Source organism: Pseudomonas sp. QLc11A (assembly GCF_052112305.1).
Classification (GTDB): Bacteria; Pseudomonadota; Gammaproteobacteria; order Pseudomonadales; family Pseudomonadaceae; genus Aquipseudomonas; species Aquipseudomonas laurylsulfatiphila.
The window spans coordinates 494,758-507,488 of the sequence record NZ_JAVAJJ010000001.1 but is presented as its reverse complement, the minus strand read 5'-3'; the positions used below and the strand labels follow the sequence as shown (position 1 = coordinate 507,488).

At 60.4% G+C, this 12,731-nt stretch carries 9 protein-coding genes and 1 pseudogene; 4 read left to right on the top strand and 6 right to left on the bottom strand.

Features of this window, described 5'->3' with window-relative positions:
• The first annotated feature begins 118 nt into the window (after positions 1–118).
• The gene (locus tag Q8X48_RS02370; protein WP_407799314.1) at positions 119–1,120 is read left to right on the top strand and encodes an AraC family transcriptional regulator; all 1,002 of its coding nucleotides are present in this window, start codon (positions 119–121) and stop codon (positions 1,118–1,120) included.
• Positions 1,121–1,268: 148 nt separating this feature from the next.
• On the opposite strand, the gene Q8X48_RS02365 is transcribed toward Q8X48_RS02370, so the two are convergent.
• The 3 genes from Q8X48_RS02365 to Q8X48_RS02355 form a co-directional block, all read right to left on the bottom strand.
• The gene (locus Q8X48_RS02365) at positions 1,269–2,615 is read right to left on the bottom strand and encodes an ATP-binding protein (RefSeq protein WP_015096463.1); all 1,347 of its coding nucleotides are present in this window, start codon (positions 2,613–2,615) and stop codon (positions 1,269–1,271) included.
• Positions 2,612–3,289 (bottom strand): response regulator, encoded by a 678-nt coding sequence (locus tag Q8X48_RS02360; protein ID WP_407799313.1) that lies wholly within the window; start codon positions 3,287–3,289, stop codon positions 2,612–2,614. The genes Q8X48_RS02365 and Q8X48_RS02360 overlap by 4 nt, the downstream gene beginning before the upstream one ends.
• Positions 3,290–3,409: 120 nt before the next feature.
• Positions 3,410–4,012 carry an outer membrane protein H1 gene (locus tag Q8X48_RS02355; protein ID WP_015096465.1) on the bottom strand — a complete coding sequence of 201 codons (603 nt, stop codon included), beginning with the start codon at positions 4,010–4,012 and terminating at the stop codon, positions 3,410–3,412.
• Positions 4,013–4,223: 211 nt separating this feature from the next.
• Here Q8X48_RS02355 and Q8X48_RS02350 point away from each other — a divergent pair.
• Together Q8X48_RS02350 and Q8X48_RS02345 are read left to right on the top strand one after the other, a co-directional pair.
• Positions 4,224–4,301, top strand: a pseudogene (locus Q8X48_RS02350) (hypothetical protein); the annotation flags it as partial.
• A 36-nt stretch (positions 4,302–4,337) separates the two neighbouring features.
• A complete protein-coding gene (locus Q8X48_RS02345; RefSeq protein WP_218195145.1) occupies positions 4,338–5,063 on the top strand; it encodes a 4'-phosphopantetheinyl transferase family protein in 726 nt (241 codons plus the stop codon).
• 124 nt (positions 5,064–5,187) lie between these two features.
• On the opposite strand, the gene Q8X48_RS02340 is transcribed toward Q8X48_RS02345, so the two are convergent.
• Entirely contained in the window at positions 5,188–6,798 is a 1,611-nt protein-coding gene (locus tag Q8X48_RS02340) for an ATP-binding protein (RefSeq protein ID WP_407802758.1), read from the bottom strand.
• Positions 6,795–7,517: a response regulator gene (locus Q8X48_RS02335; RefSeq protein ID WP_007980115.1), complete on the bottom strand. Its 723-nt coding sequence runs from the start codon at positions 7,515–7,517 to the stop codon at positions 6,795–6,797. The genes Q8X48_RS02340 and Q8X48_RS02335 overlap by 4 nt, the downstream gene beginning before the upstream one ends.
• Positions 7,518–8,253: 736 nt before the next feature.
• Between Q8X48_RS02335 and Q8X48_RS02330 the strand changes: the two genes are divergently transcribed.
• Entirely contained in the window at positions 8,254–11,145 is a 2,892-nt protein-coding gene (locus Q8X48_RS02330; RefSeq protein WP_007980117.1) for a ribonucleoside-diphosphate reductase subunit alpha, read from the top strand.
• Between the two features lie 249 nt (positions 11,146–11,394).
• On the opposite strand, the gene flgE is transcribed toward Q8X48_RS02330, so the two are convergent.
• Positions 11,395–12,726: a flagellar hook protein FlgE gene (gene flgE, locus Q8X48_RS02325; RefSeq protein ID WP_407799312.1), complete on the bottom strand. Its 1,332-nt coding sequence runs from the start codon at positions 12,724–12,726 to the stop codon at positions 11,395–11,397.
• Positions 12,727–12,731: the final 5 nt, after the last annotated feature.

Sequence of the window (12,731 nt, the reverse complement as noted above, 5' to 3'; positions counted from 1 at the left end):
CATGTGGCGGATTTCCGCCCTTCCACTAAAAGTCGTCCTGCAATTTGGCGGATATCCGCCCTGTTCATGCCCGCAGCGCGCAGCTACCATCCGTCGTTCAACGGTCAGGCCTGCTGCCATGCGCGAACGCACCATCGCCAGTCATTTCGCCCTCGCCGCCCTGGGTGGTGCGCGTCGGCACGGCTACGATTATTCGGGCCTGCTACAACAACTGGGGATCAGCCCCGAGTTGCTTGATGAACCCCGGGCGCGCATCGCTCCAGAGCAATTCACCCAACTGATTCAGGCCTTATGGCTGGCACTGGACGACGAGTACCTGGGGTTCGGGCAAGCCCCGAGCAGACCGGGCAGTTTCGCGATGATGTGCCATGCCGTGATCCACTGCCGCAGCCTGGATAAGGCACTCAATCGCGGCTTATTGTTTTACAGCCTATTCCCCGGGGCTCCACGCTTGACCCTGACTCACGAGGACGAATGGGTCCGCCTGAGCCTGGACGACTCGCAGCTTTGGGACCCGGACCACTTTCTGACCGAGGCTCTGCTGGTGATCTGGCACCGTTTCGGCAGCTGGCTGATCGGCCAGCGCATTCGCCTGGAACAGGCCAGGTTCAGCTACTCCCGACCGGAACACGGCGCCGAGTACGACCTGCTGTTTTCCTGCCCGCTTGAGTTTTCCAGCCCCCAGAGCAGCCTGTTGTTTCACAGCCGCTACCTGGCCATGCCGCTGTTGCAGGATGAGCGCACCCTCAAGCATTTCCTCGAGCGCTCCCCCGCCGACCTGCTCTCGCGCCCGGATGATGGCGACAGTTTGAGCAGCCGCTTGCGGCGCTTGCTGCTCAGCCGCGACAGTTCACGCTGGCCCGACCTGGAAGCCGTGGCCGCGCACTTGCACATCAGCCCGCAAACCTTGCGCCGGCATTTGAGGGAAGAGGGTTCGAGCTTTCAGGAACTGAAGGACCAGTTGCGCCGAGACATCGCGATTTACCACCTGAGCCGCGCTGACCTGTCGTTGCAACAGATCGCCGAGCAACTGGGGTTTTCCGAACCGTCGGCGTTTCACCGGGCGTTCAAGAAGTGGACCGGGCTGACACCGGGGGCCTATCGGGCGCAGGAACACTGAAATTCAAGGGCGATTTTTTTGCTGTCTTCACTGGCCTCTTCGCGAGCAGGCTCGCTCCCACAATGAATCAGTGTCGTTCACAAAAAAGTGTTCAACGCTAATCCCTGTGGGAGCGAGCCTGCTCGCGATGGCGTCCGATAAAACACCGCTAAACCACCGGGAAATGAATCCGGAACGCCGCCCCGCCCATCGGTGAATCCCCCAGGGTCAGTTGGGCGCTGTAGCTCTCGATGATGTCCTTGACCACCGCCAGGCCGATGCCCTGCCCCGGATGCTGACGGTCCAGCCGCTCGCCGCGCTCGAGAATCCGTGCTCGCTGATCCTGTGGTACGCCGGGGCCGTCGTCCTCGACACACAACTCGGTGCCGCTGAGGGTTTCACGCACGCTGATGCGTATTTCGCCGAGGCACAGGCGATAGGCGTTTTCCAGCAAGTTACCCATCATTTCCAATAAAGCACCCTGCTCGATCGGTACATGGCACGGGTCGGGCAGGTCGAACGCAACGTGCACGCGCTTGTCGCGATAGACCTTGTCCAGCGTGTCGCACAGACTTTTCAGCACCGGGTGCAAGTGCACCTGATGACGTACCAGACCGCTCTTGCGCAGACTGGCGCGCTGCAACTGGTAGCTGATCTGCTGGCTCATGCGCTCGATCTGGGTTTGCAGCACCCAGGCCTGATCGCGATCTTCGGGACGCTGGGCCATGTCTTCACTGACGCCCTGCAACACCGCCAGGGGCGTTTTCAGGCTATGGGCCAAGTCGTCGAGAGAATCACGGTAGCGACTGCGCTGCTCACGTTCACTATGCAGCAAGCGGTTGAGGGAACCGGTCAGGCGCAGCAATTCCCGGGGATGTTCCTCGCTGAGGCTTTCGCGGGTGCCACCTTCGATCTGGTCCAGCTCCTGGCTCAAGCGCCGCAATGCCTGCAAACCCCAAGTCAGGCCGATCCACAACAACGCCAACAGCACCAGCAGAGCCGCACCAAAACCCAGATAGAGGTTTTCCCGCAGGCCCTCGAGGGTTAGTTCGTACTCGCGAACCGGCTGCAACGCCACGATGCTGAAGGCTGCACTTTTGCCGCCGAGCAACTTGACCTCGACGTCGTAGACGAAGAACTCCTGGCCGTTGGCTTCTCGGATGCGCGCAAACTCGTTACCACGTCCGTCATAGCGTGGCTTGTAATTGATGCGCTCTTCCCGGGTCGCCTTTGAGCGCCAGACCAGACGCCCTTCACGGTCATAGATATAGCCAAGCAGTCGGCTATCGGTGAGGTTGAAGCGTTCGTCGGGCAATTGCGCCGGCATCTGCAGGCTGTTGTTCTCCACCCGGGCGGCGGAGATCAACGTAGTCACGTCCGATGCCAGACGCTGCTCGATGGAGTCCTGCAACGCCAGGCTGAAGGCACCCTGCATCGCCGGCAGCAACGCCAGCATGAACAACACCGCCAACAGCGTGGCGGCGAGCATCAAGCGAATGCGCAGCGAACGGATCAAGTGCAACGCTCATTGAACAGGTAACCCAGGCCGCGCACGGTGTCGATCGGCTTGAATCCGCCCGGTCCCTCCAGTTTTCGGCGCAGACGGCCGACCAGCACCTCGATCACATTCGGATCACGCTCGTCGTCATCCGGGTAGAGCTGTTCCATCAAGCGGTCCTTGGGCACCACTTGCTGATGGTGGCGCATCAGGTATTCGAGAATGCGGTACTCATACGCGGTCAGTGCCAGCGGCTGTTCGTCGAGGGACGCCTGCTTGCGGTTGAGATCCAGCAGCAAGGGACCGGCGACGATGGTCGACAGGGTGAAACCGCTGGAGCGGCGCAGCAAGGCATTCAGGCGAGCTTCCAGCTCTTCGAACTGAAACGGCTTGACCACGTAATCATCGGCGCCGGCGGCCAGGCCTTCAACCTTGTCCTGCCAGTTGCCACGCGCGGTGAGGATCAGGATCGGGAAGACCTTGCCACTTGAACGCAACTGGCGGATCAGGTCGAGCCCGCTCATGCCCGGCAGACCGAGGTCGATCACCGCCAGGTCAAAGTTGAACTGCGCTGTCTGGTACAGCGCCTCCTCGGCGTTGGCCACGGACTCGACCACATGGCCGCTCTCCGTCAGGCGGGTTTGCAGGTGATGACGCAGCAATGCTTCATCTTCGACGACCAGCAGTTTCATAACGCTCTCCCGGGCAAATCAACATCTCCAGAGGCACAACGTCGCACCTCAATGGCTAACAGGGCAACGCCGGATCAGTCACTCGGGCTGATCCGGCGCAGGCCGTTCACGAAACGCTTGTCAGAAAGCGTAGTTGGCGGACAGGTAAGTCTGGGCGCTGCTGGTCAGGTCCAGCGAACCCTGCTTGCTGCCACCGCGCTCACTCATCTCGGTGCTGGCGTTGCTGCGCAGGTAACGGTAACCCAGTTCAACCGAGGTGTTCTGCGAAACCTGTTGCAGCACACCCACCTGGCCACCGATGGCATAGCCAATATTGCTGTCGCGGCTGAAGCCTGGCGACTCCTGGGTCATTTTGGTCAGGCCCGCCGTGGCGCCGCCGAACAATTTGGTGCTGCCGCCCACCGGGTAGAACAGATCGTAGCTGCCCAGGAGGTTTTCCTGACGCAGTTTAATGCCGCTGTGCGAGCCCGACACGTTGTCGTAAGTGGCGTAGTAACGGCCCTGGCTATTCTGCTGGCCCAAACGAACACCCCAGGTGGTGTCCTTGCCGATCACACCATCGGCGTTCGGGTGATTGAGGCTGTCGTTCAGGGCGTGGGATTTTTTGATCTTGTCGCTGGTCTGTCCAAGAGTAAGGCTGGCGAAGTTGTCGTCGGAGGCGAAGGCTGCGGTGCTTGCGCCCAGAACCGTGAATGCCAGAAGCAGTTTTTTGAATGCAGTCATTGGGGAGTTTCCTCATGTGCCGTTTGTTTTTGGGGTACGGGGCAAGGTTACGCACCGCGCCCTGAACTCCCCCTGAACGCACTCTGAACCTGAGCTGAACCGCCCTTTCCCGAATGTTTCGACACGTTTCAACAGGAGACCCGACCCTGCGCATGTTCTTCGCCGCCCTTCTGCTGGCCTTGAGCGGGCTCAGCCAGGCTGCCATCCCGGTGCGAGGTTTCAGGCCGGGCTCGACCTACTGAAAAAACAACCGCAGACCGATCCACTTAAAATCGCCGCCATCGGCTACTACCCAGTCCCAAGCCAACCCGGCAAAATGCCTGACATGAATTCAACCCCCGCCCTGCCCGTCTGCTGCACCCCCCTCGATGACCACTGGCCGCTGCCGTTGGTGCTGCCCGATACGGTCCTGCTGAGCACTCACTTCGATAGCGCCCGACTGGCCAGCGATGACTTTCAGCGCAGCGCTGTGGAAGTACCGGCGAGCATTCAGCGCTCTGTCGCCAAACGGCAGGCGGAGTTTCTCGCCGGGCGGGTGTGTGCCCGGGCCGCGTTACAGCGTCTGGAAGGTTTGAGCGTCATTCCGGCCATTGGTGAAGACCGGGCACCGGTCTGGCCTGCTCATATCACGGGTTCGATCACCCATAGCACGGGCCGGGCCGCGGCGATTGTCGCGAACAAAAGCCATTGGCGCGGCCTGGGCATGGACCTGGAAAACCTGCTCAATGTCGAACGCGCCGAACGCCTGGCCGGGGAAATCCTCAACCCGCCGGAGCTACAGCGCATGGCGCTCGGTCCTCGCGAGCAACGGGCGTTGCTGGTGACCCTGACGTTCTCGGTCAAGGAAAGCCTGTTCAAGGCACTCTATCCGATCGTTCAGCAACGGTTTTATTTCGAACACGCCGAAGTGCTGGAGTGGCGTGAGTCGGGTGAGGTGCGGTTGCGACTGCTCACGGATTTGTCCCGCGAATGGCGCAACGGCACCGAGCTGGATGCGCAGTTCGGGGTCAAGGATGGGCAGTTGTTGAGTCTGGTCAGTATCAAGGCCTGAGAGTTTTCGGTGCTTGGTATGGCCCCTTCGCGGGCAAGCCCGCTCCCACAGTTGACTTGTGTATGACACAAAACCTGTGGGAGCGGGCTTGCTCGCGAAAGCGGTTGAACATTCACCGGAAATCTCAACGCTTCTCCTGATTACGCGGCCAGCTCAGGCTGAAACACGCCCCACCCAGACTCTTGCTCTTGCCGATCAACGCACGCCCGTCGTGCCAATGAATGATGCGCCGCACGATCGACAACCCCAGCCCATGCCCGCTCGACGCACGGGTGCGGCTGTCGTCCAGACGCAGGAACGGCGTGAAGATCTTCTCCCACGCCGACTCCGGCACCCCCGGTCCGTCATCCTCGATATCCACCCGGCAGCGTTGCTGCCCTACCTGATAGCTGATGGTCACCCGTGATTGCGCATGGCGCATGGCATTGCTCACCAGGTTCTGGATCGCCCGGTGCAGATAACGCGGTTCGGCCTCGACCCAGGCATCGTCGTTATCAGCGGCCGACAGGCACAAACCCCGCTGTACCGTGACATCGGCACGCAACGGCGCCAGTTCCTCAATCACCTGGTTGACCAAGGCATCCAGATCGATCCGCTGGAAGTTCAGTGCCGGAGAACCCTGTTCGAGCCGCGCGTAGGTCAGCATCTCGTCCACCAACCGGTCGAGATCCTCGATGTCGTTATCCATGCCCTGGCAGTATTTTTCCAGGGCTTGCGGCGTGGTGGCCGAGCCGATCATCTCCAGGCCAAAGCGCAGGCGCGCCACCGGCGTGCGCAACTCGTGGGACACCGCGCGCACCAGTTCGCGCTGGATCGCCAACAACTGCTGCAAGTGCTCGGCCATGCCGTTGAACGCCGAGGCCAGCCGTCCCACCGAGTCCGCGCCACGCGCCGGCACGCGGGTTTCCAGGCTGCCCTGGGCAATACGCGTGGCGGCGGCCTCCAGGCCACGCAAACGCCGCTCGAGCTGGCGCACCAACAGATAAACGATCAAACCGATCAGCGTCAGGCCCAGCGCAGCGATCAGCACCAGCCATTGCGGGGGATAAGGATTCATCTGATACAACGGGCCGATTTCCAGGACCCACGGTGTTCCGACCATGCCGGCAAACACCCGGATCGAATCGCCTTCCTTGCCCAGCGCCATCACGGTGTCGCCCTCGGACACCCGGCGGCTCTGGTCTTCGTCCATGTCCGCCTCGTCAACCGTGACAAGGCGCAGGTCGAAGCCAAAGCCCTTGTCCTGCTTCAATTGCGCCAGACGCAGGGGCTGATCGGCAACGGGGGTACGCACCAGCTCATCGGTCAACAGGTAGATGGTCGCCCGGGCCAGTTGCTCGCTGATCTGCTGCACTTCCCCGGTCAGCATCAACTGCTCCTTGTCGCTGACCAGCTTGTAGACCTTCGCCGCGTGCGGGCCGGTCTGCTCCACCAAAGCCTGGCCGCGCAACACACGAGTGCGCTGGGTAAGGTCCAGGTCAGTCTCGGCAAAGGTTTTCAACGCCAGAGGAATGCCCAGCAACCGCCCCCACACCAGCAAGGCCCGATGGCGCTCGGTCTGGTTCATCGGTTGCAGGTTGTCGGCCATCAGCGAAAACGTGCCATGGGCCAGGCGCTCGCGGTATTGCTCGCTGCGCACCTGATTGAGCAGGTGCAAGGCCAGCACACCGAGCACCGCCACCAGAATCAGCGCGGCACACATGCCGCCATAGATACGCAGGAAGATCGAGTTCACAGGGTCTGGTCTACGCAAGCCTCGGGAACGAACAGATAGCCTTTGCTGCGCACGGTCTTGATCAGCCGTGGATGCTCAGGGTCATCGCCGATCTTGGGGCGGATGCGCGAGATACGCACATCGATGGAACGGTCCTGACCGTCATAACCGATACCTCGCAGCGCAGTGAAGATCTCTTCCCGGGAGAGAATGCGCCCGGCATTGGCCACCAACAGCCAGAGCAAGTCGAATTCGGCGCTGGTCAGTTCGATGCCGTTGCCCTGCAACCAGGCCTCGCGCAAGGCGTTGTCGACGATCAGCGGGCCGAACTGCAGACGCCGCTGTTTTTCCGGGGCGACTTCGGGCGTTTCGCTACGGCGCAGCAGGGCCTGGATGCGCGCCAGCAGCAGGCGCGGGCGTACCGGTTTGCAGACGTAGTCGTCAGCCCCCAGGTCCAGGCCGAGAATCTGGTCGGTATCATCGGTGCGGGCGGTGAGCATCAGGATCGGGCCGTCGTAACGGGCGCGGACCTTGCGGCAGATGCTCAGGCCATCTTCACCGGGGAGCATCAGGTCGAGGATCACCAGGTCCGGTTGTTCCTTGATAATGCGGTTCGCAGCGAGGGCGCCATCCCCTTCGATCGACACACGCAGGCCATTGGCTTCCAGGTAATCGCGGGTCAGTTCGGCCAGTCGCTGGTCGTCCTCCACAATCAATACCTGCCAGGCTTCTTGCTCCACGGGTGACCTCTGCTTGCCAAAAACACTAATAAGGAAGGATCCGCCCGTCTTTTTGTAATGATTCGGGGGGACAAATATGTATACACGCTGAGCCGAATGTATAAACGCCGCCCGTCGAGAACACAAGCGGGTAAATGCGTTCGGACAACGCGGTTTTTTGTGATAGGGTTCGCGCCCTTAAAAATCCGAACGGCTGTTTTCAATCGCTGAAAATCAGTGAAAAACAGTCCGCTCCAGCTAGCTCGCGGCCTACACGCCTGTTCCATCTTTCACACACAATTTACGCACAGGTTTATCCACAGGCAGTACGTTGCAACCCCCTCAAAAACGCATTATCTTGTACCTCGGCGCTAAAAAAACCCTACATGTAGGGTTTTAGCTTAAAAGCCCAACCACATTTCCGACCACAAACTCAAGCGCTTATTGCCAGTTTATGGTCGAACCAAGCACGATTTTACAAGCCCAAACCGCACAGGCGGATGGCACCGTTTTTTCAGGCCCGCATGGCCGGAACGGTACGGGTGTTGCAGTCATGACAGGCACCCCAGAAAGGAATCCGGCTTCGAGCTCAGGCTCGGGGCCAAAGACTTCGGCACGGAAGCGGCATCATTAGCCTTTTTCCTACTGTCCCGAAGTTGTTATGCCCGACGCCATGTCGGTTGTAGTGCTTCAGGACAGAACGGTGGGCACCGTGATGGTGCCCAAACAAACATAGAGAATGTGGAGACACTCCCCCATGCAAACCGACACAACTCGCGAGAACCCGCAGGGCACCTTGCCGCAGGCCGCCGATTCGAATTCGGATCTGTCCGCCACCGCGCCTGGCCAACTGCGCGTGATCAAGCGTAACGGCACTGTCGTTCCCTACACCGATGACAAAATCACCGTCGCCATCACCAAAGCGTTTCTCGCAGTTGAAGGCGGCACCGCTGCCGCCTCGTCGCGAATCCACGACACCGTTGCCCGCCTGACCGAACAGGTCACCGCGACCTTCAAGCGTCGCATGCCATCGGGCGGCACCATCCACATCGAAGAAATCCAGGACCAGGTCGAACTGGCCCTGATGCGTGCCGGCGAGCAGAAAGTCGCTCGCGACTACGTGATCTACCGTGATGCCCGTTCCAAGGAACGTGCCGTTCGTACCACCGAAGAGCCGGTACAAGCGCACCCGTCGATCCGCATCACCCGTGCCGACGGCAGCCTGGCGCCGCTGGACATGGGCCGCCTGAACACCATCGTCACCGAAGCTTGCGAAGGCCTGGAGGAAGTCGACGGCGACCTGATCCAGCGCGAAACCCTGAAGAACCTGTACGACGGTGTGGCCCTGACCGACGTCAACACCGCCTTGGTGATGACTGCCCGTACCCTGGTTGAACGCGAGCCTAACTACTCGTTCGTGACCGCGCGCCTGCTGATGGACACCCTGCGTGCCGAAGGCCTGGGCTTCCTTGGCGTCGCCGAAAGCGCCACCCACCACGAGATGGTCGACCTGTACGCCAAGGCGCTGCCGGCCTACATCGCCAAGGGTATCGAATACGAGCTGCTGAACCCTGAGCTGGCCTCCTTCGACCTGGAAAAACTGGGCAAGGCGATCAACCACGAGCGCGACCAGCAATTCACCTACCTGGGCCTGCAGACCCTGTACGACCGTTACTTCATCCACAAGGATGGCGTGCGTTTCGAACTGCCGCAGATCTTCTTCATGCGCGTGGCCATGGGCCTGGCGATCGAAGAGAAAGACCGCGAAGCCCGTGCCATCGAGTTCTACAACCTGTTGTCGTCCTTCGACTACATGGCTTCGACCCCGACCCTGTTCAACGCCGGTACACTGCGTCCACAGCTGTCGAGCTGCTACCTGACCACCGTGCCGGATGACCTCTCGGGCATCTACCACGCGATCCACGACAACGCCATGCTGTCGAAATTCGCGGGCGGCCTGGGCAACGACTGGACGCCGGTTCGTGCGCTGGGTTCGTACATCAAGGGCACCAACGGCAAATCCCAGGGCGTTGTTCCATTCCTCAAAGTAGTGAACGACACCGCCGTTGCCGTTAACCAGGGTGGCAAGCGCAAAGGCGCTGTGTGCGCCTACCTGGAAACCTGGCACATGGACATCGAAGAGTTCATCGAGCTGCGCAAGAACACCGGTGATGACCGTCGTCGTACCCACGACATGAACACCGCCAACTGGATCCCTGACCTGTTCATGAAGCGTGTCTTCGATGACGGCAAGTGGACCCTGTTCTCGCCATCCGAAGTGCCGGACCTGCACGACCTGACCGGCAAGGCCTTCGAAGAGCGCTACGAGTACTACGAAGCCCTGACCGAGTACCCGGGCAAGGTCAAGCTGTTCAAGACCATCCAGGCCAAAGACCTGTGGCGCAAAATGCTGTCCATGCTGTTCGAAACCGGCCACCCGTGGCTGACCTTCAAGGACCCGTGCAACCTGCGTAGCCCGCAGCAGCACGTCGGCGTGGTCCACAGCTCGAACCTGTGCACCGAGATCACCTTGAACACCAACAAGGACGAGATCGCCGTTTGCAACCTGGGCTCGATCAACCTGCCGAACCACATCGTCGACGGCAAGCTGGACACCGCCAAGCTGCAACGCACCGTGAACACCGCCGTGCGCATGCTCGATAACGTGATCGACATCAACTACTACTCGGTGCCGCAAGCGAAGAACTCCAACTTCAAGCACCGTCCGGTCGGTCTGGGCATCATGGGCTTCCAGGACGCCTTGTACCTGCAGCACATCCCTTACGGCTCCGATGCTGCCGTCGAGTTCGCCGACAAGTCGATGGAAGCGGTCAGCTACTACGCGATCCAGGCTTCCTGCGATCTGGCCGACGAGCGCGGCTCGTACGAGACGTTCCAGGGTTCGCTGTGGTCCAAAGGCATCCTGCCGCTGGATTCGCAACAGATCCTGATCGAGGCCCGTGGCCAGAAGTACATCGATGTCGACCTGAACGAAACCCTGGACTGGGCACCGGTTCGCGCCCGTGTACAGAAAGGCATTCGTAACTCCAACATCATGGCCATCGCACCGACCGCGACCATCGCCAACATCACCGGCGTATCGCAGTCGATCGAACCGACCTACCAGAACCTGTATGTGAAATCGAACCTGTCGGGCGAATTCACCGTGATCAACCCGTACCTGGTTCGCGACCTCAAGGCTCGCGGTCTGTGGGACTCGGTCATGATCAACGACCTGAAGTACTACGACGGTTCGGTGCAGCAGATCGAGCGCATCCCGCAGGAACTCAAAGAGCTCTACGCGACCGCCTTCGAAGTGGACACCAAGTGGATCGTCGACGCCGCCAGCCGTCGTCAGAAGTGGATCGACCAGGCTCAGTCGCTGAACCTGTACATCGCCGGCGCCTCGGGCAAGAAGCTGGACGTGACCTACCGCATGGCTTGGTACCGTGGCCTGAAAACCACTTACTACCTCCGTGCCCTGGCCGCGACCAGCACCGAGAAGTCAACCATCAACACCGGCAAGCTGAACGCTGTTTCCAGCGGCGGCAACCACGGTGAAGATTCGGTCCTGGCAGCACCTGCCGGCCCTGCTCCAGTGCCGAAGGCTTGCGCCATCGACGAGCCGGATTGCGAAGCTTGCCAATAAGCTGAGTCGGTAAGCGCCGCAAGGCGCTTGCTCGAAACCCCCGATCTGCCTCTGGCGGGTCGGGGGTTTTCTTTTGCCTGTCTGTAGGAGCGAGCTTGCTCGCGATGATCTGGAGGGCGCCGCGTGTATCCAGACAGCACGCGTTTTCGTTAACGACCATCGCGAGCAAGCTCGCTCCTACAGGTCTTTCTTTCGAGCACAAAAAAAGCCCCTCTCTCGAGGGGCTTTTTTATGCAGCACTTTCCAGCATCAAGCCATCTGAATGATGGTCTGCATGATGGTGCTCTCGGTAGAAATGGTCTTGGCGTTCGCCTGGTAGTTGCTCTGCCCCTTGATCAGGTCGACCAGTTCGTTGGTCAGGTTGACGTTGGACTCTTCCAGGGAATTGGAAACGATCGAACCCAGGGTGCCAGTCTGCGGCGCATCGTAGCCCGGGATGCCCGAGGTGTAGGTTTCTTTCCAGCTGGAGCCGCCTACCGGCTGCAGGCCTTGCTCGTTGGTGAAGCTGGCCAGGGAAATCTGGCCGATCGGCTTGGTCTGGTTGTTGCTGAAGTTGGCCAGCAGAACACCGGTGCCGTCGATGGTCAGGTTGGTGATCTGGCCAGTGGCATAACCGTTCTGCGATGGAATCGAGCGCGCAGTGTCGGCGTTGAACTGGGTGGTGTTGGCCATGGCGATGGTCAAGCCAGCCGGATCGGCTGCTGCGCCGTTGGCTGTCCAGACGCCATTGGTGACACTGCCCGGAGTCCAGTTGGTGATTTTCAGGTCACTGCTGATCACCGAAGTCGGTGGCGTGGTTGGCGGCGTCACGGGCGTGCTGACCGACGTCAGTTTGCCGGTGGAATCGAACGACATGGTCGAAGCAATCGGAGCGGTAACCTTGGGATCACTGCCATCGGGGTTGCGACCATCGATCAGGGTGTAGGTGTCCCAGGTGTTCGCGCCAGTCTTGACCATGTATTGATCCATGGTGTGCTGGTTACCCTGAGTATCGAAGATCGGGGTACTGAACGACTTGGTAAAGGTCTCGGTCTTGGACGGATCGAACTTGTTGGCCGCAACCGTCTGGTCGATCACCGGCGACGTGGAGTTCAGGTTGATCGTCGACGACACGTTGCTGGTGGACTTCGGCGCCAGGTTGGAGGTGTCGATCCGCAGGTCGGTCAGCACGCCATTGAGGATCTTGCCGCTGGAATCCACACCGTAACCTTGCAGGCGGGCAGTACCGTCGCTGTTGGTGACGTAGCCATCCTTGTCGGTCTTGAACGTACCGGCACGGGTGTAGGTCAGCGAACCGTTGTTGCTCAGGACAAAGAAACCGTTGCCCTGGATACCCATGTCGAGCACGTTGCCGGTGTTGCTCACATCACCCTGGGTGAACTGCTGGGAAACGTTGGCCAGGCGCACGCCGTTGCCGACGGTCTTGCTGCCGGTGCCCAGGCGAGTCGCCGAGTACACGTCTTCGAATTCTGCACGGGACGATTTGAAACCGGTGGTCGCGACGTTGGCGATGTTGTTGCCGGTCACGTCCAGTTGTTTGTTGGCTGCAAAGAGACCGCTAAGGCCGATATTGAAAGACATCATCC

Bases quoted from the DNA above. Each gene is read 5' to 3' on its own strand.
- flgE (WP_407799312.1), bottom strand. From the start codon at position 12,726: ATGTCTTTCAATATCGGCCTTAGCGGTCTCTTTGCAGCCAACAAACAA.
- Q8X48_RS02345 (WP_218195145.1), top strand. From the start codon at position 4,338: ATGAATTCAACCCCCGCCCTGCCCGTCTGCTGCACCCCCCTCGATGAC.
- Q8X48_RS02370 (WP_407799314.1), top strand. From the start codon at position 119: ATGCGCGAACGCACCATCGCCAGTCATTTCGCCCTCGCCGCCCTGGGT.
- Q8X48_RS02360 (WP_407799313.1), bottom strand. From the start codon at position 3,289: ATGAAACTGCTGGTCGTCGAAGATGAAGCATTGCTGCGTCATCACCTG.
- Q8X48_RS02355 (WP_015096465.1), bottom strand. From the start codon at position 4,012: ATGACTGCATTCAAAAAACTGCTTCTGGCATTCACGGTTCTGGGCGCA.
- Q8X48_RS02330 (WP_007980117.1), top strand. From the start codon at position 8,254: ATGCAAACCGACACAACTCGCGAGAACCCGCAGGGCACCTTGCCGCAG.